Origin of the sequence: Achromobacter sp. Marseille-Q4962 (genome assembly GCF_943737005.1) — a bacterium.
Classification (GTDB): Bacteria; Pseudomonadota; Gammaproteobacteria; order Burkholderiales; family Burkholderiaceae_B; genus Achromobacter.
Window position 1 is genome coordinate 1 of record NZ_CALSFU010000026.1, and the last position, 23008, is coordinate 23008.

A 23008-nucleotide genomic window follows, 5' to 3' on the forward strand; every position below is an offset into this window, starting at 1 on the left:
GCGCAAACCGCGGGCGAGGGCGGGGCCGCCGCCGCGCGGCGGGGTTCAGCGGGCTGCCTGGGCCGCGGACGCCGCCTGCGCCGCCTGTGCCGTCTGCGCCGGCGCGCTGGCGGCGGCCGGTTCGGCGGAAGCGCCGGCCGCCTGGGCCGTGCCGGCGGGCCCGTGCGGCGGGATGTCCATGATGAGTTCCACGCGGCGGTTGGCTGCGCGGCCGGCCGCCGTATCGTTGCCGTCGATCGGCCGGGTGTCGGCGTAGCCCACTGCGCGCAGGCGCTGCGGCGCGATGCCGTCGCTCACCAGTTCGCGCAGCACGCTGGTCGCCCGGCTGGCCGAGAGCTCCCAGTTGGAAGCGAACTGGCGCGTGAGGATGGGCACGTTGTCGCTGTGGCCTTCCACCGACACCGGGTAGTCATTCTTTTCGAGTATGCGCGCCAGGCGCTTGATGAGGTCCAGGCCGGAGGGGCTGAGCGTGGCCTGTCCGGATGGAAACAGCAGCTCGTTGCTGATGCGAAAGCTCACCGATTGCGCGTTGATGATGACGTCGACCGAATCGCCCAGGTCGGCCAGGCCCAGCGATTCCTTGGAGGGCGCTTTGAGCGCAGGCGCGGGCGGGGCGACGACCGTGCCGTCCTGCGTGTCGGCTGCCGGCGCGGCCGCGGCCTCGTCCTGCCGCGGCCCGGGCTCGGGCAGGTGCGCCCAGGCGGCCGGAATGCGGGGCGCGTCGAACCGGGCGTATTCGCCGTCATAGGCCGGCAGGCCGCGCGCGTCCACCGAGCCCACCAGGTCCAGCGTCTTGGACCCGGCCTCGCGCCAGCCGCCGTGCAGGCGCACCACGGCCAGCATGACGACCAGCATGGCCAGCAGCAGGGTGATGAGATCGAGATAGCTGAGCAGCCAGTTTTCGGAGTCCGGTTCGGCCGGCTCCTCGACGTGCCAGCGGGCCTGCCGGCTCTGCATCTGCTCGCGGTCCAGCCGCCAGCCCTTCTGCCGGGCGGCCTTCTGCGCGCGCAGCTGGGCCTGGCGGGCCTGTTCGATGCGCTCGGCCAGGGTGGGAGAAATCAGGCTCATTGGCGGGCGGCAGCGGGGCGGGCGACGGGAACGGCGGCGGGCCGGGAGACGGCGGGCGCCTGGCGCGGCGCGGCCTGGGCCGCTTCGCCGCCGTCGTAGATTTCGTCTTCGACGTGCATGGCGAAGGAGTTCAGCGTTTCGCGCACCATGGCCGGGCCGCGCTTCTCGCACATCATGGCGATGCCCTGCAGCACCATGTTCATGGATTCCACCCGCTTGGCGGTGCGGCGCTCGAGCTTGACCGCGATGGGCTTGCAGACCAGGTTGGACACCAGGATGCCGTAGAAGGTGGTCATGAGGCCGATGGCGAGCTGCTGGCCGATGGTCTGCATGCTGCCGTCGCCCAGCACCGCCATCATGTTCACCAGGCCCACCAGGGTGCCCAGCATGCCGAAGGCCGGCGCGAAGGTCGCCATCACGCGGAACATCTGCGCCTCGGCCTGTTCGCGCGCGCGCAGCCGCGCCACGCGCCATTGCAGCAGCTCGATGATCTGGTCCTCGGGCGTGTTGTCGATGATGAGCTGCACGCCCGTGCGCAGGAACGGGTTGGTGACCTTCTTGAGCGCTTGCTCCACCTTGTGCACGTCGGCGTTCATCCACAGCTGGGCCAGGGCGACCAGCTCGTCAATGTCGCGCTGCGGATCGTGGCGGTCGCGGCGGAACACGGTGCCCACCAGCCTGAACACCCGCAGCACCTCGGGCAGCGGATAGGCAATGAAGAGCGCGGCGCAGGTGCCGCCCAGCACGATGGCCAGCCCGGGCAGGTTGAAGTACAGGCCCGGATCGGTGGCGGACAGGGCCACCACGATGACCAGCGTGAAAAGGCCGACGGCGGCGCCGATGACGGTAGACGGATTCATGGTTCGGATCGTGTGCGGGGCAGTCCCGGGACGGGAGGGCGCGAGCGTGCGCAGCGCCGGGTTCGAGGCATTCTAGCCAGCGCGGCGCCCGCTCAATCCGAAGGAAAACGGGGCAAAAAAGGCGGTAAGCGGTCGCTTGGGCCGCCGCGGAAAAAAGGGACGCTTTCCAGCGCTACCAGAGCCCGCCGGGGGGAGCCATTCTTCGCGGGTGATTTCCCGGATCTCCGCTTCGCCTTCGCCGCATACGCAGCCGCGCGTGACGCGCCCGGCCAGCCGCATGCCGCCGGGCGCCGACACGCGCCGCGACGCGAGGTTGGCGGCATGCCTGGGCGCGCGCCGTCGGCGGGCTGGGGCCAGGACACCGCGTCGGCCGGGTGGCGCACCACCTACCATTGAGGGAAGATGCGCTGGATGGCGGGCGCGTCGGAGGCGGCCAGCGGCAGCCGGACGAGCCGCGCGGTGCGCAGCTCGGGAAGCGGCGGGACAGGCAAGGCGGGGAAAAAGCGGCCTGGAAAGGGACTTGTATATCATGTCCGCCATCCTGCGGCGCGCGCCATGCTGCGCCGCGACACCGGAGAATGGAATGAATGCAGCCAACGAAAACGTCAGCATGGCGCTTTTTTGCGACTTCGAGAACGTGGCGCTGGGCGTGCGCGACACCAAGTACCAGAAGTTCGACATCCGGCCCGTGCTGGAGCGGCTGCTGCTCAAGGGCAGCATCGTGGTCAAGAAAGCCTATTGCGACTGGGAGCGCTACAAGGAATTCAAGGCGCCCATGCACGAGGCCAATTTCGAGCTGATCGAAATCCCGCACGTGCGCCAGTCGGGCAAGAACTCGGCCGACATCCGGCTGGTGGTCGATGCGCTGGACCTCTGCTACACCAAGTCGCACGTCAACACCTTCGTCATCATCAGCGGCGACTCGGACTTTTCGCCGCTGGTTTCCAAGCTGCGCGAGAACGACAAGAAAGTCATCGGCGTGGGCGTCAAACAGTCCACCTCGGACCTGCTCATCGCCAATTGCGACGAGTTCATCTTCTACGACGACCTGGCGCGCGAAACGCGCCGCGCCGCCGATGCGCGGCGCGACAGCCGGGCGGCCGGCGGCGCGCAGCGGCGCACGCCCGACGAGGAGCGCCGCCGCAAGGAAGAAATGGAAGCCCGCCGCAGCCAGGCCGTGGACATGGTGGTGGAGACGCTGGACGATCTGCTGGCCGAGCGCGGCGAAAACGGCAAGATCTGGGCCTCGGCCCTGAAGGACGCGCTCAAGCGCCGGCGTCCGGATTTCAACGAGTCGTACTACGGCTTCCGCGCTTTCGGCAACCTGCTCGAAGAAGCCCAGTCGCGCGGGCTGCTGGAAGTAGGCCGCGAAGAAAAGTCGGGCACCTACGTATGGCGCGACGCCGCGTCGGCTATCGAGGCGCGCCCGGTCCATGGCCAGCCAGACCCGGCTCCGGCCATGGTTCCGGCTGCGGTTTCGCAGGCGGAACCCCAGGACGCGGGCAGGCATGCCGAGGCGGGCCGGTCCGGACGCCGCGGCCGGGGCGAGCGCAGAAAATCCGCCGGCGACCGGGAATCGGCGCCGCGTGATGCGTCCCGGGCCGCCGACGGCGCGCCGGGCGGCCTGGAGCGGGAGCCTGCGGGCCGGGAAGCGACGGGCCGGGATGTGGGGCAGGGCGCGGGTCACGATGTGGGCCATGCGGCAACGGGCTCCGGTGCGGGCCACGATGCGCCGCCCGCCGCGCCCGCGGCCGGCCCGGCGCAAAGCGCCGAGCCCGCGCCGGCGGAGGCGGCCGAGCCAGCCCGCAAGAAGAGCGCCCGCAAGACGCCGGCCAGAACGGCCAGGAAAACCGCGCGCACCGCCGCGCAGCCCCCCGCCGCCGAAACCGCAGCCCCAGCCGCGGAAGCGCCCGCCGAGGCCCCGGCCGCCGCCGGACAGACCGAATTCCAGCCTCAACCCCAGCCCGAAACCGCCGCCGGCAAACCCGCCCGCAAGCGCGCCGCCGGCGGACGCCGCCCACGCAAATCGGCATCGTCCGAGGAGGGGGCATGAGCCCGCCGGGCCGCCCCAAGGGCGAATACCGGAGCGCGCAGCGCGAAGGCGGCCCGATGAGCCCGCCGGGCCGCCCCAAGGGCGAATACCGGAGCGCGCAGCGCGAAGGCGGCCCGATGAGCCCGCCGGGCCGCCCCAAGGGCGAATGCCGGAGTGCGCAGCACGAAGGCGGCCCGATGCTCCCGCCGGGCCGTCCTCACCCCCTCACGGCCAGGCTGGCATAGCGCCCCGGCGTGAGGCCGGTTTCCCGCCTGAACATGGCGATGAAGGCGCTGATGTTGTCGTACCCGAGGTCCAGAGCCACGGCCGTGACGCTGTGGCCGGCCGCCAGCCGCTCGCGGGCCTGCATCAGGCGGGCGCGCTGCCGCCACGCGCCCAGCGTCATGCCGGTTTCCGCCTGGAAGCGCCGCGCCAGCGTGCGCGGCGCCATGGCTGCCCGAGCCGCCCATTCGGCAAGGCTGCGGGTATCGGCGGGATGGCTGGAAATCTCCAGCGCCACCCGCTGCAGCCGCGGATCGCGCGGCAAGGCGAGCCCTCCCTCCGTGTGAGCGGCTCCCCGTATCTCGTCCCGGATCACCTCCACCACGCGGCGCTGCCGCGCATCGAGCACGGGCGCGTCCCAGCTCGCCGCGCGATGGACGGCGGCCAGCAGCAGGGAGGAGGCCGCCAGGGCGCAGGGAGCCTCGGGCAGCCCCGCGCAGGCCGCCGGGCTCAGGTAGACGCTGTAGCCCTCGAACGGCCCATGCGAGCGCATGCCATGCGGGCAATCCGGCGGTATCCACACTGCTTCGGCGGGCGAAGACACCCATTGCCGCTGGCCGGCGTACATCGTGAGCAGCCCGCGTTCCACCCCCAGCAACTGGCCGCGCGCGTGCCGGTGCATGGCCGTGTCGCGCCGTGCCGACTGCAGCCGGCGCACCGCAAACGCGCCGGGGCCGCCGCGCGACCCCGCCCGCCGGGGATCGACCAGCGGAAGCGGCGCTTCGGAATCTGGCTGTTTCACGATATCGATAGGCATGAATGCGGCATAAAGGCCACGAAAACGCCGTTATCGTAAAGCCTTTCCCACTCTCGGCGGAGCAAACCATGCAGGCCAGCGACATTCTTCCCGACGACCGCAACCAGATCGAGATCGGCGGCGTTGCCGTGCGCAAGGGCACGGTGGGCGCGTTTCTCGCCAATGCGCGCACCGCCTGCGACGCGCATGCGTCCAGGCCGGCGCGCGAGCAGGCGCGGCGCGACATCCTGCGGGCCCTGCCGGCCCTGCGCGCCCTGGGCCTGTTCGAGGTGATGCAGGTGCGCGACCCGGCGCTGCGCGAGTGGCTGGAACGCGCCGGCGGTTAACATGGCGGCCTTCGCCGCGCGCTTTGCCTGTCCATGTTCCACGTGCTCGTCAGCTCCTGTCTGCTCGGCAACCCTGTCCGCTACGACGGACGGGGCGCCGCGCGCGTCCATCCCGTTCTCGCCGAATGGCGCGCGCAGGGACGCGTGGTGGCGCTCTGTCCGGAAATGGCCGGCGGGCTGCCCGTGCCGCGTCCGCCGGCGGAAATCGAGCCGGGCGCAGACGCGCGCGCCGTGCTGGAAGGGCGGGCCCGCGTGCTCACCCTCGACGGCGGCGACGCCGGCCCGGCCTTCGTGCGCGGCGCTCGGGCCGCGCTGCAGGCCGCCCGCGAACGGGACATCCGCATCGCCGTCCTGAAAGAAGGCAGCCCTTCGTGCGGCAGCGGCTACGTGTATGACGGCACCCATACGGGCGCGCGCCAGCCCGGCGCAGGGGTCACGGCCTGGCTGCTGCGCCAGGCCGGGCTGCGGGTCTTCAGCGAACACGAGTGGGAATCGGCGCAAACCTGCCTGCGCGAGCTGGAGGCCGGTTTGCTGGGGTGAGCGCTTGCGGGAATATCGGCTTGCGTTCGGCTATTCGGCGCGGATGTTGGCCTGCCGCACGATCTTGCCGTTGTCGGCGTATTCCTTGCGGATCTGGGCCTCGAACTGGGCGATGGTGCCGGTGGACATGATGTTCAGCGCGCTGGCGAGCGGTTTTTCGATCTCGGGCATGGCCGCGATCTTGTTGATGAGCGCGTTCATGCGCTGGCGGAAGGCGGGCGTGCTGCCGCCTGGGGCAAAAAAGCCGAAGGTGGACGTCATGTTGGCCATGGGATAGCCCAGCTCGGCCAGGGTGGGCGCGTCGGGATGGCCGGGCAGGCGGGCGGGAGAGCCCACGGCCAGCAGCTTGAGCTTGCCCTCGGCGATCAGGGCGTTGACCGGGCCCGAGGCATTGACCAGCATCAGAGAGAACTGGCCGCCCAGCGCGTCGGGCACCATCTGGGCCATGCCTTTGTAGGGCACGTGGGTGATGCGCACGCCGGCCTGGTTGTTGATCTGCTCCAGCATGAGGTGGCCCAGGGAGCCGACGCCCGCCGTCGCAAGCGACAACCCGCCCGGGTCGGCCTTGGCCTGCGACAGCAAGTCCTGGAAGGTGGAGCCCTGGAAGCGCGGCCCGCCCACCAGGTAGACCGGCGAATACATGACGGACGCCACGGGCGCCAGATCCTTGAGCGGGTCGTACAGGGTTTTCATGACGTGCGGCGACAGCGTGACCGGGCTGACCGCGCTGAAGGCCAGCGTATCGTCGCCGCCCGCGCGGGCGACCGCGTTCATGCCTATCATGCCGCCGGCGCCGCCGCGGTTCTCGACGACCACGGGCCGCCCGAGCTCTTGCGACATTTTCTCGGCGAAGGCGCGTGCGGTGTTGTCGACGATGCCTCCGGCGCCGTAGGGCACGACGATGGTCATGGCCCTGGCGTCGGCGACGCCCTGGGCCTGCGCGTTGAATGCCAGCATCGCGCCCAGCGCGCATGCCATGGCGATCCGCTTGAATCCGGACATGTTTTCCCCTGTGATGGCGGCGGGCGCCGCAATGGCGCGCGCCGGGTTGCGGCGGCCGGTGCGGCGCGCCGGCTGGCAGTATGCGCAAAGGGAAGCGCGCGGGCAATCGGCAGCGGAGCCCGCGCGCCAGGAAGGCTTATCTGGCCCGGTAGCCGCGGCTCGTCATGCACGAGTCCAGGGCGCGGTTGTAGCTGTCGACCATGACCTGGGTAGTCCATTGGGAGATCGTGGCCGGATCGTAGCCGCTCTGGTTCACCGCCCAGCGCTGGCAGTCGGTTTCGGCGCGCGCCTGCGCCGTGTCCGCCGGCTTGGCCGGCTCGTACTGCACCGGCGCATACTGGGGCTGGGGTTCGACGTAGGCCACGGCCGGCGGCGCGGCGTAGACGGGTGGGCTGGTGTAGGCCACGCCGGGGGCATAGACGCCGGTCTGGACGTAGGTCGGGCCGGAGTTGGCCGCCAGCAGCAGCCCGGCCGCGGCCAGTCCGAAGACGCCGGCCACCCACCAGCCGTCCGAGCCGCCGCCGTGGTGATGGTGCGACGAGCCGCCGTGCCAGCCATGGCCGCCGTGCCATCCGTAGCCGCCCGCATAGGCGGGAGAACCTGCCATGGCCAGCGCCAGCGCGACGCTGGCGGCTCGGCCTGAAAACCGCTTCATGATGCTTGCTCCTGATGAATCCGCCCCGGCCCCGGGGGCCCGGCGGACCCCTTTACTTTACTGCTTTGGCGGCGCCGTGGCGGGCCGGGCCGCGCCGGGTATTTCAGAAGGTTTCAGACCGGCGCGGTCCCGGCCCGCCACGGGCGGCGCTTGCTTAGCATGCCAGGAAAAACATACAACGCGGTCCGCCATATGACGGCACAAGTCATTGAAATTACTGGTGGAAATGAGCAGGAAAGGGTATTTTCCTGCGATGATCGCAAGCCCTGAATTTCCTGCCGCCGAGAAGCCGCCCACCAAGGGCGAGCGCACGCGCCAGCAATTGCTGGAGGTCGCGGCGGCGGAATTCGCCGAGCGCGGGTTCCAGAACGCCCGGATCAGCGACATCGTGGCGCGCGCCGGAGTGACGCAGCCCGTTTTCTACCAGTATTTCGCCAGCAAGCAGGCGGCCTATGACGAACTGGTGGAGCTGTTCACGCAGCGCCTGCGCCAGGCCATCGCGTGCGCGCGCCTGCCCGACGACACGCCGCAGGCAGGCGTGGCCGGGCGCGTGGCGCAGGGGGTGGCCGGCCTGCTCGACATTCTCCAGCACGACATGAACCTGACGCGCATCGGCTTTTTCCAGGTCGAGCGGGCCGACGCCCTCAAAGGCGAGCTGGAAGGCATGATCGCGGGCAACGTGCGGGCCGAGCAGGCGGCCGGGCTGTTCCGCGACGACGTGTCGCCGGAGTGGTTCGCGCAGGCGCTCATGGGCGCGATCGAACGCTTCACGCGCAAGGCGCTGGACGCGGAGGAGCGGCGACGATGCGCCGCCTTCATCGCGGACCTGTTCCTGGAAGGAATGCGCCGGCGATGAGCCGGCTTTTTATTGGCCGCCTCGGCTGCCGCCTTCCGGGCCGCCTCTTCGGCCCGCGGGCGCCGTGCCCGCGCCCAGGTCCCAGTACAGGCCGGTCATCAGGCGCAGCCCTTCGCGCAGCAGGCCGGGCGGCAGGTGCTCGTTGGGCGCGTGCTGGGAGCAGCCAGGATAGGAGTGCGGTACCCACACGGTGCGCAGGCCCAGGACGTCGGTGAAGATATCGTTGGGCAGAGAGCCGCCGAGATTCGGCAGCACCGCGGTCTTCTTGCCGGAGGTGGCGGCCAGCGAATCGGCGGCCCAGCGCACCCAGGGGTCGTCCGGGTCGATGCGCGTGGCGCGGAACAGGCTCTCGCCGGTTTCCAGGATCTGCACATACGGAAAGCCCTGGCGGTCCAGATGGCGGCGCAGCGCGGGCAGGATGCGGTCGGGATCGATGCCCACCACGAAGCGCAGCTGGCAGCGCGCCCAGGCGCGCGGCGGTATTGCGTTGACGGGCGTGTCGGGGTTGCCCGTCTTGCAGGCCAGGACTTCGAATGAACACCAGCCGAAGACACGTTCGGCCGGCGTCAGGCCGGGTTCGCCCCAGCCGGGCTCGATGAGCGGCCCGTCTTCGCCGCCGTCCACGTCGCAGTCGGCCAGCGCGCGGCGCACCGAATCGGGCAGCGCGTCGGGCACCCATTCCGGCACGCGGATCTGGCCGGAGGGCGACACGATGCTCGCAATGGCGTGGGCGAGCTGGATGCCGGGATTGGAGATCAGCCCGCCCCAGTTGCCCGAGTGGTGCCCGCCCGCGCGCGCCTCGATGGCCAGATCGAAGTTGATGCTGCCGCGCGCGCCCAGGAACACCGTGGGCCGGGCCGGCGACAGGCGCGGACCGTCGGAGGCGATGAGCACGTCGGCCGCCAGCAGGCCGCGGTGCGCTTCGCACAGCTCGCGCAGGCCGGGCGAGCCCGTTTCTTCGCCCATCTCGATCAGGTACTTGGCATTGAAGCCCAGGCGGCCGCGGGCTTCGAGCACGAGCCTCAGCGCTTCCATGTTGACGGTGTGCTGGCCCTTGTTGTCGGCGATGCCGCGCCCGTACCAGCGGCCCTCGGACTCGGTGAGCGTCCAGGGCGACAGGCCGGGTTTCCATTCCTTTTCCAGGCCGCGGATCACATCGCCGTGGCCGTAGCCCAGGGCGGTGGGCAGGGCCGGGTCTTCGATGCGCTCGGCGTAGAGAAACGGCGCCAGGGCGCGCGCTTGCGTCAGGGTGCGGCAACGGAATCCCATGGCTTCGAAGGCGGGCTGGATTTCCTCGGCCAGGTATTGCGCCAGCGTACCGGCGCGCTCGGGGTTCTGGCTTTCGCTGGGCAGCGCCACGCGGCGGGCCAGCACGTCGCGGAATTCGCCGCTGTCGAAGCGGCGTTCGGCCAGGGCCAGGGCTTGGTTTCGGGTCATGAGGGCAGGGCTCCGGAAGTCGAGGCGGGCGGATAGAGATGGCAGGCCACCGCGGCGCCGTCCGGCCGCGCCAAAGCTGGCCGCGCCAAAGCTGGCCGCGCCTCCCTGCACTGGGGCATGGCGTGGCGGCAGCGCGGATGGAACGGGCAGCCGGGCGGCGGATGCAGCGGATCGGGAAATGACAGGCCCAGCCCGGTGTCGGGTATTCCCAGGCCCGGCTCGGGCGTCAGCACCGAGGCCAGCAGCGCCTGGGTATAGGGATGCCGCGGGTCGCGGAAGAGCCGGTCGACGGGCGCCGATTCGACCACGCGGCCCAGGTACATCACCGCCACCTGGGTGGCGATGTGTTCCACCACCGCCAGGTTGTGGCTGATGAACACGTAGGTGAGGTTGAAATCGCGGCGCAGCTCCATGAGCAGGTTCATGATCTGCGCCTGCACCGACACGTCCAGCGCCGAGGTGGGCTCGTCGCAGATCACGATCTCCGGGCGCATGACCAGCGCGCGGGCGATGGCCACGCGCTGGCGCTGCCCGCCCGAAAGCTGGCCCGGGCTGTTGTGGGCCAGCCGCGGCGGCAGGCCCACGCGCTCCAGCATTTCGATGGCCTTGTGCTGGCGCGGGTTGGGAATGCCGTGCACTTCCAGCGGCAGCGACACAATGGAGGCGATGGACCGGCGCGGGTTGAGCGAGGAATACGGGTCCTGGAAGATGGGCTGCACGCGCCGCGCCAGCGCGCGGCGGTCCATGTGGCGGATGTCCTGGCCGTCGAGGCGGACGGCGCCCTCGCTGGGCGGGATCAGGCCCAGCAGCAGGCGCGCCAGCGTGGATTTGCCGCAGCCGGATTCGCCCACGATGCCCAGCACCTCGCCGCGCCGCACGGCCAGGTCCACGCCGTTGACGGCGTGCAGTTCGCGGCGCGGCTGGAACATGCCGGCGCGCACGCTGAACCGCCGGCCGACCGCCTCGGCCTGCAGCAATGCGCCGGCCTGGCCGCTTGCGCTGCGGTATTCGTCGGTAGAGAGAACCGGCGCGCTCATGCCCGGCCTCCTTCCGCGTGCAGCACGCAGCGCCATTGGCGGGCTCCGGCCCCGCCGCGCAGCGCGATGGGGGCGCGGCAGCGGGGCTGGGCGTGCGGGCAGCGCTGGTAGAACGCGCAGCCCGGCAGGTCGCCGTACAGGGCGGGCACCACGCCGGCGATGGTGCCCAGCGGCTCGCCCGGCCGGTTGCGGCCCGGCACGGGAATACAGTCGAGCAATCCCTGCGTGTAGGGGTGGCGCGGCGCGGCGAAGAGTTCGGCCACCGGGCCCTGCTCGACGATCTGTCCGGCGTACATGACGGCCACGCGCCGCGCGATGCGCGCGACCACGCCCAGGTCGTGCGTGATGAGCACCATGGCGATGCCCAGCTCGGCCTGCAGCTCGGCCAGCAGCCGCAGGATCTGCGCCTGGATGGTGACGTCCAGCGCCGTGCTGGGCTCGTCGGCGATGAGCAGCTCGGGGCCGCACATCAGCGCCATCGCGATCATGACGCGCTGCCGCAGCCCGCCCGAGAGCTGGTGCGGGTACTGCGACAGCCGCTGCCCGGCCGAGGCGATGCCGACTTTCTCCAGCAGTTCCACGGCGCGGTCGCGCGCCTGCGGGCGGCTTGCGCCGCGATGATGGATGTAATGCTCGGTGAGCTGGTCGCCTATCGGGTAGGCCGGGTTCAGCGCCGTCATGGGCTCCTGGAAGATCATGGCCATCTTGTTGCCGCGCAGCGCGTTGACGCGGCGCGCGCGGGCCCGCGAGATGTCTTCGCCCAGCACGGCGAGCCGGCTCGTGCTGCGGCGCGCCGCCTTGGGCAGCAGGCCCATGACGGCCAGCGAAGTCATCGACTTGCCGCAGCCGGACTCGCCCACCAGACAGAGGGTTTCGCCGCGGCGCACCTGGAACGAAACGTCGCGCACCGCGTGCAGCGTGCCGCGGGGCGTGGCGATGTCCACCTTCAGCCCCTGCACGTCCAGGACGGGTTCCGCGTGATTCATGGTCATGCTTTCTCCTCGGGCGTCAGCAGTTGGTGCAGCCCGTCGCCCGCCAGGTTGATGGCGAAGATCAGCAGCGCGAGCGCCGAGCCGGGGATGGCGATGAGCCAGAAAGAAAAGAACATGTAGGCCTTGGCCTCGGAGATCATCAGCCCCCACGACGGCAGCGGCGGCTGCACCCCCAGCCCGAGGAACGACAGCGAGGCTTCGAGCAGGATGGCGCTGGCCGCTTCCAGCGTGGCGATGACGATAAGGTGCGGCACCACGTTGGGCAGCACCTCGCCGCGCACGATGCGCCAGGTGGAGGCGCCGGCCGCCTGGGCCGCCGCCACGTATTCCAGCGAGCGCACCTGCTGCGTGGCGCTGCGCATGACCACGGCGTAGCGGTCCCACTTGAGCAGGCCCAGCACCAGGATCACCACCCAGAGCGAGCCGCCCACCATGGCCACTGTGGCCAGCGCCACCAGGATCACGGGCATGGACAGGCGCGTGGTGACGAGAAAGGACACCGCCATGTCCACCTTGCCGCCGAAGTAGCCGGCCGCCATGCCCATGGCCGTGCCGATCAGCCCGGAGATCAGCGCCACGCTGGCGCCGATGAGCAGCGAAATGCGGGCGCCGTAGAGCAGCCGCGAGAGGTAGTCGCGGCCCAGCGGGTCGGTGCCCAGCGGGTGCAGCCAGGTGCCTTTCTCGTACCAGACCGGCGGCGCCATGCGGTAGGCGAGATCCTGGAAGTAGGGGTCGTGCGGCGCGATCCAGGGCGCGAAGAGCGCCACCAGCAGAATCGCCAGCAGGATGCCGCCGCCCGCGAGCAGCGCGGTGTTGCGCGAGACGCGGCGCCAGCGCAGCCGCGCGGGCGTGAGTCCGGCCGCTTCCGGCGCGATCCGGGCAAGCGAGGAATCGGGTAATGGAGCGTTCATTTCACGACACCCGGATGCGCGGGTCCAGCCAGGCGTTGGCGATGTCGGCCGCCAGCGTGAGCAGGACGTAGATGACGGACAGCAGCAGCACGATGAGCTGCATGACCGGAAAATCCTTGTAGGTGATGCTCTGGTAGGCCAGGTAGCCCAGGCCGTCCAGCGCATAGATGGTTTCGATGACCACCGAGCCTCCCAGCAGGTAGCCGAGCTGCACCGCGGCCAGCGCCACCACCGGCACGATGGCGTTGCGCAGCGCGTGCTTGAAGATGATGGTGCGCGCGGGCAGCCCCTTGGCGCGCGCGGTGCGGATGTAATCGGCCGAGAGCACCTCGATCATGCCGGCGCGGATCAGCCGCATGAAGGCCGGCGCCACGTAGTAGCCCAGCGCGATGGCCGGCATCACGAAATGCTGCCAGGTGCCGCTGCCCGAAACCGGCAGCACGCGCAGCGAAATCGCGAACAGCATGATGAGGATGAGCGCGAAGAAGAAGTTGGGCAGCGCCTGGCCCAGCACCGCCACTGCCAGGCAGAAGCGGTCGACCAGGCTGCCCTTGCAGATCGCGGCCAGCACGCCCAGCGGCACCGAAATGGCCAGCGCCACGGCCAGCGCGCCTACGCCCAGCTTGAGCGTGGTGCCCAGCTTGGACAGGATGAGCGGGCCGGCCTCGGTCTTGAAATACACCGAGGTGCCGAAATCGCCGTGCAGGATCTGCCAGAGCCAGTCCGCATACTGGACCAGCAGGGGGCGGTCCAGCCCGTAGGCCTTGCGGATCGCGTCGATGTCGGCCTGCCGGGCGCCTTCGCCGGCCAGCGCCAGCGCGGGGTCGCCCGACAGGTGCAGCAGCATGAAGGCCAGCACCGAGACGGTCAGCGCCACCAGCAGCGCCAGGCCCAGCCGCCTGATCGTGAATTGCAGCATTGATGTTCCCCTTGCGGCCGGCGGCGCGCGGGCGCCGCCGGGGCGCGGCTTACTTCCAGCTCATGTCCCAGAAACGCACCAGCTCGTCCGGGTAGGGTTTGAAGTTCACTTCCTTGCTGGCCACGTAGTACACGGGCAGGGTCCACAGCGGCACGGCATAGGCTTTTTCGGCGATGCGCGTGAGCGCCTCCTTGTAGGCGGCGTTGCGCCGGGCGCTGTCGATGGTGGTGTCGGCCTTGCGCAGCAGGTCGCGCACCTGCGGGTCGCGGGTGATGTCGTCATTGCCGAAGCCGAAGTAGACCGGCGTGGAGGCCGACGCGTCGTTCACCAGGTTGGACGCCCAGGTCTGGTGCGTGAGCGCGGCCTTGCCGCCGCGCACCATGTCGCGCATGGCGGCGTACTGCAGGAAATTGAGCTTGGCGCGTATGCCCACGGCCTGCAGGTAGTTGATGAGGGCCTCGGTCTGGTTGCGCTCGCGATAGGCCAGGATGTCGATGTCGAAACCGTTGGGGTAGCCGGCCTCGGCCAGCAGTTTTTTCGACAGGGCCGGGTCGTATTTGTAGGCGGGCACGTCCTGCGTGCAGCCCACCTGCGAGGGCGTGCAGATGGCGTTGAGGATCGCGCCGCCTTCGCCCACGATATTCTTCAGGATGGATTCGCGGTCGATGGCGTGGATGATGGCCTTGCGCACGCGTTCGTCCTTGAGCTGCGGCGCGGGCGAGCCATCCTGGATGTTCATCTGCATGAACACGATGCGCATGGTTTCGCCGGACACGACCTGCAGCGTGGGCAGGGTCTTGAGCTGCTCGGCCTGGTCCTTGGGCACGCTCATGATGAAGTCCTCGCCGCCGGAAATCACCTCGGCCATCTGCGTCTGGCGGTCGGGGATGAAGCGGATGACCACCTTGCCGATCCTGGGCTGGGCCTTGGGCGAGTCCTTGAAATAGTCGGCGTTCTTCTCCAGCGTGATGGACTTGCCGGGCTGGTAGTCCGTCACCTTGTACGGGCCGGTGCCCACGGGCTTGGCGTTCATGCCCTTGGGGCCGACTTCCTTGTAGTACCTGGCGGGGTGGATGGCCACGGTGGTGGCGAGGTATTCCTTGGCCGCCGGGAAGGGTTCCTTGGTGGTCAGGCGCACGTGGTATTTGTCGATCTTCTCGACCTTGTCGATCCAGGCCACGTTCTGCTGGGTGACCGCCTTGTTCTTGGGGTCGGCCACGAAGTTCAGCGTGTACACCACCGAATCGGCGTCGAACTCCTCGCCGTTGTGGAATTTCACGCCCTGGCGCAGTTCGAATTCCAGCGTCTTGTCGTCGACCTGTTTCCAGCTCTTGGCGAGCTGCCCCTTGTACTCGTTGGTCATGGGGTCGCGGTAGAGCAGGGTGTCCCACACGTTGGCGGCAATGATGACGCCGATGCGCACGTTGTTGTAGTACGGGTCCACGCTTTCGGGCGCCTGGTCGTACGCCATGCGCAGCGTGTCGTCCTGCTTGGAGGCGTGCGCGGCGCCCGCGCCCAGGGCGGCGCAGGCCAGCAGCGCGGCGGCCAGGAACTTGAGCCGGGGGCGGAAGCGGGAAAGGGGCGGTGCGGCGGGGGTGACGTTGGAATCGGCCATGACGAGGCTCCTCTGGACCATGCGGTTTGGAACGGGATGCTGCCGGGTGCTGCGGAAACGCGGGAGCCGGCGCCTGCGGCGCGGAACCCGCGGTCCCCATGAAGCTGTCACTGCTGTCGATGCCGCGGCGCGGCGCTCGCGCGCCCGCCGCGGCCCGGGTCAATCGGAATCGGCCGGCCCGCCCGCCTGGTGGCGCAGGGCGCGCAGCGCGGCGGCGCACTTGCGTTCGAGGTGCTGGCGCATGATGTCCGCCAGCCGGTCGGCGTCGCGCGCCTCCAGGGCCTGCGCCATTTCGATGTGTTCGCGCATGGCCAGGTCCCATTTGTGGCGGTCTTCGTTGGACACGAAGCGCAGGTTCTGGATGCGCGCGTTCTGCGCGTCGTAGAGCTGCTTGAGCAGGCTGTTGTGCGCCGCCAGGCTGATGCGTTCGTGGATCTCGCGGTTGGTGCGGAAGTACGAGGGCAGGTCGTGGCGCGCGTGGCTGGCCATCATTTCGTAGGTGAGCGCGCGGATCTCGGCGATCTCGGCGTCGGTGGCGCGTTCGCAGGCCAGGCGGCACGACATGGCCTCCAGCCCGCCTATCACCTCGAAGGCTTCGCGGATGTTGGCTTCCGAGAGGGCGACCACCTGCGCGCCGCGGTTGGGCTCGATGCTGACCAGGCCCTCGGCCGCCAGCACGCGGAAAGCCTCGCGCAGCGGCGTGCGCGACACGCCCAGCCGTTCGCAGAGCGCGCGCTCGTTCAGCCGGCTGCCGGGTGGGAATTCGCCCTGGATGATGCGCTCGCGCAGCCGCCCGGCCACGCTGGCCGGCAGTGTCCGCGCCGGCGTGGCGGCGGGCGCCGCCACGGGCGGGGCAGCCTCGCCGGCGGCGGCGGAGTCGGGCAACAGTTCAGTGCTGCGGCTCATTGGTATACAAAAAATCCCCTTGTTTGCGGCAACTATAAACTGTGGCCCACCGCTTTATTCATGGGTGTATACCCTAGGTTATGCACGCAAAAACAATGGGATAGAGTGACGCATGCTTTCGGGGCCGCGCCATGCACGGCGGGCGGGCCCATGCTTTGTCGTCGCGTTCGTTTCGTTGGTATACAAAAGCACCCCACGAGGCCCCGCATGCTCACTCTGCATTCCCACCCGTCCGGCCGGCACTTTCTCCAGATCCCCGGGCCCACCAACGTGCCCGACCGCGTGCTGCGCGCCATCGACCAGCCCACCATCGACCACCGCGGGCCGGCGTTCGGCGCGCTGGGCAGGGCCGTGCTCGAAGGCATGCAGCGCATCTTCCAGACCGCCTCTCCGGTGGTCATCTACCCCTCCTCGGGCACGGGCGCCTGGGAGGCGGCCCTGGTGAACACGCTTTCGCCCGGCGATGCCGTGCTCATGGCCGAAACCGGCCATTTCGCCAGCCTGTGGTGCCGCCTGGCGCGCCGCCTGGGGCTGGAGGTGGACCTGATCGAAGGCGACTGGCGCCATCCCGTGGACCCGGCGCGCATCGCCGAGCGCCTGGCCGCCGACGCCGCGCGCCGCATCAAGGCGGTGTGCGTGGTGCACAACGAGACTTCCACCGGCGTCGCCAGCGACATCGCCGCCGTGCGCGCCGCCATCGACGGCGCGGGCCATCCGGCGCTGCTCATGGTGGACACGATTTCCTCGTTGGGCGCCATCGATTACCGCCACGACGAATGGGGCGTGGACGTTTCCATTTCAGGCTCGCAGAAGGGGCTGATGCTGCCTCCCGGCCTGTCGTTCAACGTGGTGGGGCCGCGCGCGCTGGCGGCCGCCGGGTCGGCCCGGCTGCCGCGCTCGTACTGGGACTGGCGCGAGATGCTCGGCCCCAACGAGAACGGCTATTTTCCGTACACGCCCGCCACCAATCTGCTCTATGGGTTGCACGAGGCCATTGCCATGCTGGAGGCCGAGGGGCTGCCGCGGGTCTACGCGCGCCACCGCCGCCACGCCGAGGCCGCGCGCCTCGCGGTGCGCGCCTGGGGCCTGGAGGTGCTGTGCGCGGACGCCGCCGCCTGCAGCCCGGCGCTCACCGCCGTGCTGATGCCGGGCGGGCAGGGCGCCGACGCCTTGCGCAGGACGATATTGGCGCGTTTCGACATGTCGCTTGGCCAGGGGCTGGGCCGGCTGTCGGACCGCGTGTTCCGCATCGGACACCTGGGCCATTTCAACGATCTCACCCTGTGCGGCACGCTGGCCGGCGTGGAAATGGGGCTGGCCGCGGCCGGCGTGCCTCATCGCGGCGGGGGCGTGCGGGCCGCCATGGAATTCCTGGCGCGCGCGCCGCGGGACGCCCGGGGCTGACACGTCCTGGCAAGCCCGGCTTCCGGACACGGATTTCTTCGAGGACCAAACCAATGAATGCGCTGATGCAGGAGGCGATCCAGTTCGCCAATGACCATGAATCCGCCTGGGACCGCAGCATCTCGGGCAATTTCGGGGTGCACCTGAACGACCCGCCGCCCTGGAACCGCCTGCTCGGGCCCATCCATGACCGCGGTCCGGTTTCGGGCGTGGTGCGCCGCGACGGCCAGACCCTGGCCGAGTGGGGCGAGCCCGACCGCGCCGACCTCACGTTCAGCGTGGCCAAGCTGTACCTGGCGCTGCTGGCGGGCGTGGCGCACGACCGCGGGCTGCTGCCCGACGTGGACGAGCCGGTGGTCAGGCGCGTGCCCGGCATCGGCTTCGACAGCGGCCAGAACGCCGAAATCACCTGGCGTCACCTGCTGCAGCAGACCAGCGAGTGGGAAGGCGAGCGCTTCGGCGTGTCCGACCAGGCCGACCGCTACCGCGCCGTGACCTTCGGCACGCCGCCCGATGGCAAGAAGGGCGATGCGCGCCCCTTGCAGCGGCCCGGCACGTACTGGGAATACAACGACGTGCGCATCAACCAGCTCTCGTACGCCCTGCTGCACCTGTTCCGCCAGCCGCTGCCCGACGTGTTCCGCGAGGCCATCACGCGGCCCATCGGCGTGAGCGAGAACTGGCGCTGGGTGGGCTACGACAACGCCTGGGTCGACCTGGACGGCAGGCGCGTGCAGTCGGTGCCGGGCGGCTCGCACTGGGGCGGCGGCATGTCCATCAGCGCCCGCGACCAGGCCCTGATCGGCCAGATGCTGCTCGACGAGGGGCGCGCGCAGGGCCGGCAGGTGCTGTCGCGCGAGTGGATACAGGCCATGCGCACGCCCTGCGACATCGCGCCCTATTACGGCTTCCTGATCTGGCTGAACACCGGCCGGCGCATGTTTCCCAGCGTGCCGGAGTCCAGTTTCTTCGGCGTGGGCGCGGGCAGTTCGTTTACGTGGATCGAGCCCGAGCGGCGCATGGTGGTCATCGTGCGCTGGCTCGATTCGGCCCACGCGAATGCGCTCTTCGGCAAGATCCTGGCCGCCGTGGACGCCGGGCCGCAACACGGCTGAGGGCGCTTTTCTGGCACACTCGTGCGGGGGCGGCGCATCGTGCGCCGCCGTTTCCCGTCTGGAGACACCGCCATGAACTACCGACGCTTGGGGCAGAGCAATCTGCGCGTTTCGCCGCTGTGCCTGGGCACCATGATGTTCGGCAAGCAGACGCCCGACGACGAGGCCGCCCGCATTGTCGCCTCGGCGCGCGACCACGGCCTGAACTTCATCGACACCGCCGACGTGTACAACGAAGGCCGTTCCGAGGAGGTGGTGGGCCGTCTGCTGAAAGACCAGCGCCACCACTGGGTGCTGGCGAGCAAGATCGGCAACCCCATAGGGCAGGGGCCGAACCAGTCGCACTATTCGCGCAAGTGGCTGGTGCAGGGCGTGGAGGCCAGCCTGGCCCGCCTGGGCACGGATTTCCTCGACATTCTCTACCTGCACCGCGACTTCCACGAGGAAAACCTGGAAGAGGCGCTGTGGGCGCTGGGCGACCTGGTGCGCGCCGGCAAGCTGCGCGCCTTCGGCCTGTCGAATTTCCGCGGCTGGCGCATCGCCGAAGTCATGCGCCTGTGCCGCGAGCTGGGCGTGCCGCAGCCCGTGGTGTGCCAGCCGTACTACAACATGCTCAACCGCGGCCCCGAGGTGGAGATTCTGCCCGCCTGCCGCCATTACGGCCTGGGCGTGGTGCCGTACAGCCCCATCGCGCGCGGCGTGCTCACCGGCAAGTACGCGCCGGGCCAGCCGCCGGCGGCCGACACGCGCGCCGGGCGCGGCGACGCGCGCATCCTGGCCACCGAGTTCCGCGAGGAATCGCTGCGCATCGCGCAGCAGCTCGGCGCCTATTGCGCGGGGCGCAACGTGGCGCCGGGCCACTTCGCCACCGCCTGGGTGCTGGCCAATCCCATCGTCACCGCCGTCATCGCCGGGCCGCGCACGCTGGCGCAGATGGAGGACTACTACGCGGCGCTCGACGTGGCCGTTTCGGCCGAGGAAGAAGCCCTGGTCGACGGCTGGGTGCCGCCCGGCCACGCATCCACCCACGGCTACAACGATCCCAACTATCCGTTCCATGGCCGCAAGGCATGAGCGCGGCGCGGCGGCGGCCCCGGGGGCCGCCGCCCGCCCGCTACAGCGCCTTGCGCAGTCCCCGCCCGGCCATCGGGGCATAGGCATCGTCCGCCGGTTTGCCGCGTCCGATGAGCCACGCGCTCCAGGCCGAGACTACGCCGGCGAACAGCACGTACAGGCAGATCAGCCAGGGCTCGCCGCCGCCCGTCTTGAGCAGCGCGGTGGCGATGATGGGGGTGATGCCCGAGGCGAAGATGCCCGAGAACTGGTAGACGAACGAAATCCCCGTGTAGCGCACCTTGGCGTCGAACAGCTCGCAGAAGAGCGCGGCTTCGGGACCGTAGACGGCCGCGTAGAAAATGCCGAAGGGCACGATGATGGCCATCCAGATCAGGAAGGTGCTGCCCTGGCTGTTGAGCATGAGCCAGAAGCCGGGGAAGGATGCCAGCGCCGTGACGAGCGAGCCCCAGAAATACACGCGGGGCCGCCCGATGCGGTCGGACAGCCGGCCGAAGAACGGAATGAAAAAGCACATCACCAGCGCGGCCGCCATGACGCCCGTGAGCGCCTCGGTGCGCGTAATGTGCACGGTCTGCGTCAGGTAAGAAATGGAAAACACGCCGAACACGTTGAAGAACACGCCGTCGATGTAGCGCGCGCCCATGCCCTTGAACACATTGCCCGGATAGCGCCGCAGCATGTCCATGAACGGCATGCGGCTCTCGGCGTTGTTGGCCTTGACCGCCGTGAACTCGGGCGTTTCCTGGATGTTCAGGCGGATGTACATGCCCACGCCCACCATGACGGCGGACACCAGGAACGCCACGCGCCAGCCCCAGGCCATGAATTGCGCGTCGGTCAGCAGCGTGGACAGCAGCGCCACGGTGCCCGAGGCCAGGCACAGCCCGATCGACAGCCCGATCTGCGGCAGCGAGGCGTAATAGCCTTTCTTCTCGGGCGGGGCGTATTCGTAGGCCATGAGCACCGCGCCGCCCCATTCGCCGCCCAGCCCGATGCCCTGGAACACGCGCAGCAGCAGGAGCAGAATGGGCGCCCAGATGCCGATGCTCTCGTAGGTGGGAACCAGGCCGATGAGAAAGGTGGAAACGCCCATGATCATCAGCGTCAGCACCAGCATGCTCTTGCGGCCGATGCGGTCGCCGAAGTGGCCGAAGATCAGCCCGCCCAGCGGCCGCGTCACGAAGCCCACGGCGAAGGTGGTGTAGGCCAGCATGGTGGAAACCAGGGGGTCGCCGGCCGGAAAATACAGCTTGTTGAACACGATGCCCGCGACGACGCCATACAGGAAGAAGTCGTACCACTCGATGGTGGCGCCGATCAGCGACGCAGCGACCACTTTGCGGACCGCCGCTACATTTTGCTTGGCCATGTCTACTCTCCTTTGGTGGGAGGCCGGGCATTCTGCGCTGCGCTCGGCCGATGCTGCGGAATCAGGTCATGGGTTGCTCCGGGCCGGGCGGACGGTCCGCGCGCCGCGTGCGCCGGCGTCCGCCTCCGGGGCGCGGGCGTTCATGCCGCCTGCAGGACCGCCTGGGGGCGGCGCTGCGCCTGCAGGTCCTGCAGGACGAACTCGGCCGCGCGTTCGGCCATCATCACGACGGGCACGTTGGTGTTGCCCGAAACCAGCGTGGGCATGACGGAGCAGTCCACCACGCGCAGGCCGGCCACGCCGTGCACGCGCAGGCGGTGGTCCACCACCGACAGCGGGTCGCTGGCGGGCCCCATTTTCGCGGTGCCCGACGGGTGGAAAATCGTTGCGCCGTATTCGCGGCAGAAATGCAGGATCTCGTCGTCGGTGCGCACTTCGGGGCCGGGGCGGAATTCGCGCTTCATCAGCCCGGCCAGCGGCTCGGTCGCGGCCACGCGGCGCGCGTACTTCACCGCCGCGACCGCCATGCGCCGGTCCGCTTCCGTGGACAGGTAGTTGGGCTGCATCGACGGCGGCTCGAACGGATCGGCGCTGCGCAGGCGCACGTAGCCGCGCGAGCCGGGCCTGAGCTGGCACACCGAATAGGTGCAGCCGGAAAACGGGTGCACCGCGCCGCCTGCCATGTCGGCCGACAGCGTGGCGAAATGGAATTGCGTGTCGGGGGTGGCGCTGGCCGGGTCCACCCTGCAGAACAGGCCGCCCTGGTTGATGCCCACCGCCAGCGGCCCGCCGCGAAACAGCAGCCATTGCAGGCCCATGCCGATCCGGCCGGCCAGGCTGCGCAGCTGATCGTTGGTGGTGATGGGACGGGTGGTTTCGTAGATGAGGCGGATCTGCAGGTGGTCTTGCAGGTTCTCGCCCACGCCGGGCAGGTCGCGCACCACGCCGATGCCGTGGCGGCGCAGCAGGCCGGCCGGCCCCACGCCGGATAGCTGGAGCAGTTGCGGCGATTGCAGCGCGCCCGCGCACAGCACCACTTCGCGCCGCGCGCGCAGCGTGCGCACCGCGCCGCCCTGGCGATAGCGCACGCCGCAGGCGCGGCGGCCCTCGAACAGCACGGCCATGGCGTGCGCGCCGGTTTCCACGCGCAGGTTGGCGCGGGAACGCACCGGGTGCAGGTAGGCCACCGCCGTGGAGCAGCGGCGGCCGTTGCGCGTGGTGAGCTGGTAGTAGCCCACGCCTTCCTGCTCGCCGGTATTGAAATCGTCCACGCGCGGTATGCCGAGGCGGCCGGCGGCTTCGATCAGGGCTTCCACCAGCGGGTGGCGCGTTTTGATGGAGGTGGCGTTGAGCGGGCCGCCGGTGCCGCGCGTGGGCCCCGGGCCGAGGTCGTTGCACTCGAGCTTGCGGAAGTACGGCAGGCAGTCGTCCCAGCTCCAGCCGGGATTGCCGGCGGCCTCCCAGGCGTCGTAGTCCTGGCGCTGGCCGCGGATGTATATCAGCCCGTTGATGGCGCTGGAGCCGCCCAGCGTGCGGCCGCGCGGCCAGTAGATGCGCCGGCCCAGCATGTTGGGGTCGGGGTCGGTGTAGTAGCCCCAGTTCACCACCCTGTGGAACATGGTCTTGCCGTATCCGATGGGGATGTGTATCCAGGGATAGCGGTCCGGCGGGCCCGCTTCGAGCAGGCAGACCGTATGCGCGCCGCTGGCGCTCAGCCGGTTGGCCATGACGCAGCCGGCCGAGCCGGCGCCCACGATGATGTAATCCACAGTGTCCGACATGGCGCGCAGTCTCCTTTGCGAGTTGCCGTGCCTGAAGCGTGTTTTCCCTGCTTGCCGCCGCGCAGCG

Annotated in this window: 21 protein-coding genes; 7 read left to right on the forward strand and 14 right to left on the reverse strand. The window is 69.9% G+C overall.

The annotated features are described in order from the left end of the window. Window positions 1–45: 45 nt before the first annotated feature. The gene (locus tag NGJ44_RS19430; protein ID WP_251865238.1) at window positions 46–1068 is read right to left on the reverse strand and encodes an OmpA/MotB family protein; all 1023 of its coding nucleotides are present in this window, start codon (window positions 1066–1068) and stop codon (window positions 46–48) included. Then, window positions 1065–1928, reverse strand: a complete 864-nt coding sequence (locus tag NGJ44_RS19435; protein WP_251865239.1) for a motility protein A — start codon at window positions 1926–1928, stop codon at window positions 1065–1067. The genes NGJ44_RS19430 and NGJ44_RS19435 overlap by 4 nt, the downstream gene beginning before the upstream one ends. A gap of 583 nt (window positions 1929–2511) precedes the next feature. On the opposite strand from NGJ44_RS19435, the gene NGJ44_RS19440 reads away from it, so the two are divergent. After that, window positions 2512–3981, forward strand: a complete 1470-nt coding sequence (locus NGJ44_RS19440; protein ID WP_502802153.1) for an NYN domain-containing protein — start codon at window positions 2512–2514, stop codon at window positions 3979–3981. A 196-nt stretch (window positions 3982–4177) separates the two neighbouring features. Here the strand turns inward: NGJ44_RS19440 and NGJ44_RS19445 are convergent, their stop codons facing one another. After that, the gene (locus NGJ44_RS19445) at window positions 4178–4999 is read right to left on the reverse strand and encodes an AraC family transcriptional regulator (protein WP_251865240.1); all 822 of its coding nucleotides are present in this window, start codon (window positions 4997–4999) and stop codon (window positions 4178–4180) included. 68 nt (window positions 5000–5067) lie between these two features. Here NGJ44_RS19445 and NGJ44_RS19450 point away from each other — a divergent pair, with 68 nt between their 5' ends. Together NGJ44_RS19450 and NGJ44_RS19455 are read left to right on the forward strand one after the other, a co-directional pair. Continuing rightward, window positions 5068–5325, forward strand: a complete 258-nt coding sequence (locus NGJ44_RS19450) for a hypothetical protein (RefSeq protein ID WP_251865241.1) — start codon at window positions 5068–5070, stop codon at window positions 5323–5325. Between the two features lie 33 nt (window positions 5326–5358). Then, on the forward strand, window positions 5359–5865 hold the full coding sequence (locus NGJ44_RS19455) for a 2-thiouracil desulfurase family protein (protein WP_251865242.1): 507 nt from the start codon (window positions 5359–5361) through the stop codon (window positions 5863–5865). A 30-nt stretch (window positions 5866–5895) separates the two neighbouring features. On the opposite strand, the gene NGJ44_RS19460 is transcribed toward NGJ44_RS19455, so the two are convergent. Both NGJ44_RS19460 and NGJ44_RS19465 read right to left on the reverse strand, forming a co-directional pair. Further along, on the reverse strand, window positions 5896–6867 hold the full coding sequence (locus NGJ44_RS19460; RefSeq protein WP_251865243.1) for a Bug family tripartite tricarboxylate transporter substrate binding protein: 972 nt from the start codon (window positions 6865–6867) through the stop codon (window positions 5896–5898). Between the two features lie 136 nt (window positions 6868–7003). After that, window positions 7004–7522, reverse strand: a complete 519-nt coding sequence (locus NGJ44_RS19465) for a hypothetical protein (RefSeq protein WP_053246736.1) — start codon at window positions 7520–7522, stop codon at window positions 7004–7006. 253 nt (window positions 7523–7775) lie between these two features. On the opposite strand from NGJ44_RS19465, the gene NGJ44_RS19470 reads away from it, so the two are divergent. Next, window positions 7776–8378 carry a TetR/AcrR family transcriptional regulator gene (locus tag NGJ44_RS19470; protein WP_251865245.1) on the forward strand — a complete coding sequence of 201 codons (603 nt, stop codon included), beginning with the start codon at window positions 7776–7778 and terminating at the stop codon, window positions 8376–8378. Between the two features lie 9 nt (window positions 8379–8387). On the opposite strand, the gene NGJ44_RS19475 is transcribed toward NGJ44_RS19470, so the two are convergent. From NGJ44_RS19475 to NGJ44_RS19505, 7 genes are all read right to left on the reverse strand, one after another. Beyond that, a complete protein-coding gene (locus tag NGJ44_RS19475; RefSeq protein ID WP_251865247.1) occupies window positions 8388–9815 on the reverse strand; it encodes a M20 family metallopeptidase in 1428 nt (475 codons plus the stop codon). Next, window positions 9812–10852, reverse strand: coding sequence for an ABC transporter ATP-binding protein (locus NGJ44_RS19480; RefSeq protein ID WP_251865249.1), 1041 nt, complete (start codon window positions 10850–10852; stop codon window positions 9812–9814). The genes NGJ44_RS19475 and NGJ44_RS19480 overlap by 4 nt, the downstream gene beginning before the upstream one ends. Beyond that, window positions 10849–11838, reverse strand: coding sequence for an ABC transporter ATP-binding protein (locus tag NGJ44_RS19485; RefSeq protein ID WP_251865319.1), 990 nt, complete (start codon window positions 11836–11838; stop codon window positions 10849–10851). Before NGJ44_RS19485 ends, NGJ44_RS19480 begins: the two co-directional genes overlap by 4 nt. 2 nt (window positions 11839–11840) lie before the next feature. After that, window positions 11841–12755, reverse strand: a complete 915-nt coding sequence (locus NGJ44_RS19490) for an ABC transporter permease (protein WP_053246735.1) — start codon at window positions 12753–12755, stop codon at window positions 11841–11843. A gap of 1 nt (window position 12756) precedes the next feature. Next, window positions 12757–13674: an ABC transporter permease gene (locus NGJ44_RS19495; protein WP_053246734.1), complete on the reverse strand. Its 918-nt coding sequence runs from the start codon at window positions 13672–13674 to the stop codon at window positions 12757–12759. Between the two features lie 49 nt (window positions 13675–13723). Then, the gene (locus NGJ44_RS19500) at window positions 13724–15289 is read right to left on the reverse strand and encodes an ABC transporter substrate-binding protein (RefSeq protein ID WP_053246733.1); all 1566 of its coding nucleotides are present in this window, start codon (window positions 15287–15289) and stop codon (window positions 13724–13726) included. A gap of 159 nt (window positions 15290–15448) precedes the next feature. Beyond that, window positions 15449–16195, reverse strand: coding sequence for a GntR family transcriptional regulator (locus tag NGJ44_RS19505; protein ID WP_251865251.1), 747 nt, complete (start codon window positions 16193–16195; stop codon window positions 15449–15451). A 207-nt stretch (window positions 16196–16402) separates the two neighbouring features. On the opposite strand from NGJ44_RS19505, the gene NGJ44_RS19510 reads away from it, so the two are divergent. From NGJ44_RS19510 to NGJ44_RS19520, 3 genes are all read left to right on the forward strand, one after another. Further along, the gene (locus NGJ44_RS19510; protein WP_251865252.1) at window positions 16403–17599 is read left to right on the forward strand and encodes a pyridoxal-phosphate-dependent aminotransferase family protein; all 1197 of its coding nucleotides are present in this window, start codon (window positions 16403–16405) and stop codon (window positions 17597–17599) included. Between the two features lie 53 nt (window positions 17600–17652). Further along, window positions 17653–18714 carry a serine hydrolase domain-containing protein gene (locus NGJ44_RS19515; RefSeq protein WP_251865254.1) on the forward strand — a complete coding sequence of 354 codons (1062 nt, stop codon included), beginning with the start codon at window positions 17653–17655 and terminating at the stop codon, window positions 18712–18714. Window positions 18715–18786: 72 nt separating this feature from the next. Continuing rightward, on the forward strand, window positions 18787–19788 hold the full coding sequence (locus tag NGJ44_RS19520) for an aldo/keto reductase (RefSeq protein WP_251865256.1): 1002 nt from the start codon (window positions 18787–18789) through the stop codon (window positions 19786–19788). A gap of 40 nt (window positions 19789–19828) precedes the next feature. On the opposite strand, the gene NGJ44_RS19525 is transcribed toward NGJ44_RS19520, so the two are convergent. Next, entirely contained in the window at window positions 19829–21160 is a 1332-nt protein-coding gene (locus tag NGJ44_RS19525; RefSeq protein ID WP_251865258.1) for an MFS transporter, read from the reverse strand. A gap of 140 nt (window positions 21161–21300) precedes the next feature. Next, a complete protein-coding gene (locus NGJ44_RS19530; protein ID WP_251865260.1) occupies window positions 21301–22941 on the reverse strand; it encodes a GMC family oxidoreductase in 1641 nt (546 codons plus the stop codon). Window positions 22942–23008 lie beyond the last annotated feature (67 nt).

What these genes read in the sequence shown, in the direction of transcription:
- NGJ44_RS19430 (WP_251865238.1), bottom strand. Translation starts at nt 1,068, where the DNA reads ATGAGCCTGATTTCTCCCACCCTGGCCGAGCGCATCGAACAGGCCCGC.
- NGJ44_RS19435 (WP_251865239.1), bottom strand. Translation starts at nt 1,928, where the DNA reads ATGAATCCGTCTACCGTCATCGGCGCCGCCGTCGGCCTTTTCACGCTG.
- NGJ44_RS19440 (WP_502802153.1), top strand. Translation starts at nt 2,512, where the DNA reads ATGAATGCAGCCAACGAAAACGTCAGCATGGCGCTTTTTTGCGACTTC.
- NGJ44_RS19445 (WP_251865240.1), bottom strand. Translation starts at nt 4,999, where the DNA reads ATGCCTATCGATATCGTGAAACAGCCAGATTCCGAAGCGCCGCTTCCG.
- NGJ44_RS19450 (WP_251865241.1), top strand. Translation starts at nt 5,068, where the DNA reads ATGCAGGCCAGCGACATTCTTCCCGACGACCGCAACCAGATCGAGATC.
- NGJ44_RS19455 (WP_251865242.1), top strand. Translation starts at nt 5,359, where the DNA reads ATGTTCCACGTGCTCGTCAGCTCCTGTCTGCTCGGCAACCCTGTCCGC.
- NGJ44_RS19460 (WP_251865243.1), bottom strand. Translation starts at nt 6,867, where the DNA reads ATGTCCGGATTCAAGCGGATCGCCATGGCATGCGCGCTGGGCGCGATG.
- NGJ44_RS19465 (WP_053246736.1), bottom strand. Translation starts at nt 7,522, where the DNA reads ATGAAGCGGTTTTCAGGCCGAGCCGCCAGCGTCGCGCTGGCGCTGGCC.
- NGJ44_RS19470 (WP_251865245.1), top strand. Translation starts at nt 7,776, where the DNA reads ATGATCGCAAGCCCTGAATTTCCTGCCGCCGAGAAGCCGCCCACCAAG.
- NGJ44_RS19475 (WP_251865247.1), bottom strand. Translation starts at nt 9,815, where the DNA reads ATGACCCGAAACCAAGCCCTGGCCCTGGCCGAACGCCGCTTCGACAGC.
- NGJ44_RS19480 (WP_251865249.1), bottom strand. Translation starts at nt 10,852, where the DNA reads ATGAGCGCGCCGGTTCTCTCTACCGACGAATACCGCAGCGCAAGCGGC.
- NGJ44_RS19485 (WP_251865319.1), bottom strand. Translation starts at nt 11,838, where the DNA reads ATGAATCACGCGGAACCCGTCCTGGACGTGCAGGGGCTGAAGGTGGAC.
- NGJ44_RS19490 (WP_053246735.1), bottom strand. Translation starts at nt 12,755, where the DNA reads ATGAACGCTCCATTACCCGATTCCTCGCTTGCCCGGATCGCGCCGGAA.
- NGJ44_RS19495 (WP_053246734.1), bottom strand. Translation starts at nt 13,674, where the DNA reads ATGCTGCAATTCACGATCAGGCGGCTGGGCCTGGCGCTGCTGGTGGCG.
- NGJ44_RS19500 (WP_053246733.1), bottom strand. Translation starts at nt 15,289, where the DNA reads ATGGCCGATTCCAACGTCACCCCCGCCGCACCGCCCCTTTCCCGCTTC.
- NGJ44_RS19505 (WP_251865251.1), bottom strand. Translation starts at nt 16,195, where the DNA reads ATGAGCCGCAGCACTGAACTGTTGCCCGACTCCGCCGCCGCCGGCGAG.
- NGJ44_RS19510 (WP_251865252.1), top strand. Translation starts at nt 16,403, where the DNA reads ATGCTCACTCTGCATTCCCACCCGTCCGGCCGGCACTTTCTCCAGATC.
- NGJ44_RS19515 (WP_251865254.1), top strand. Translation starts at nt 17,653, where the DNA reads ATGAATGCGCTGATGCAGGAGGCGATCCAGTTCGCCAATGACCATGAA.
- NGJ44_RS19520 (WP_251865256.1), top strand. Translation starts at nt 18,787, where the DNA reads ATGAACTACCGACGCTTGGGGCAGAGCAATCTGCGCGTTTCGCCGCTG.
- NGJ44_RS19525 (WP_251865258.1), bottom strand. Translation starts at nt 21,160, where the DNA reads ATGGCCAAGCAAAATGTAGCGGCGGTCCGCAAAGTGGTCGCTGCGTCG.
- NGJ44_RS19530 (WP_251865260.1), bottom strand. Translation starts at nt 22,941, where the DNA reads ATGTCGGACACTGTGGATTACATCATCGTGGGCGCCGGCTCGGCCGGC.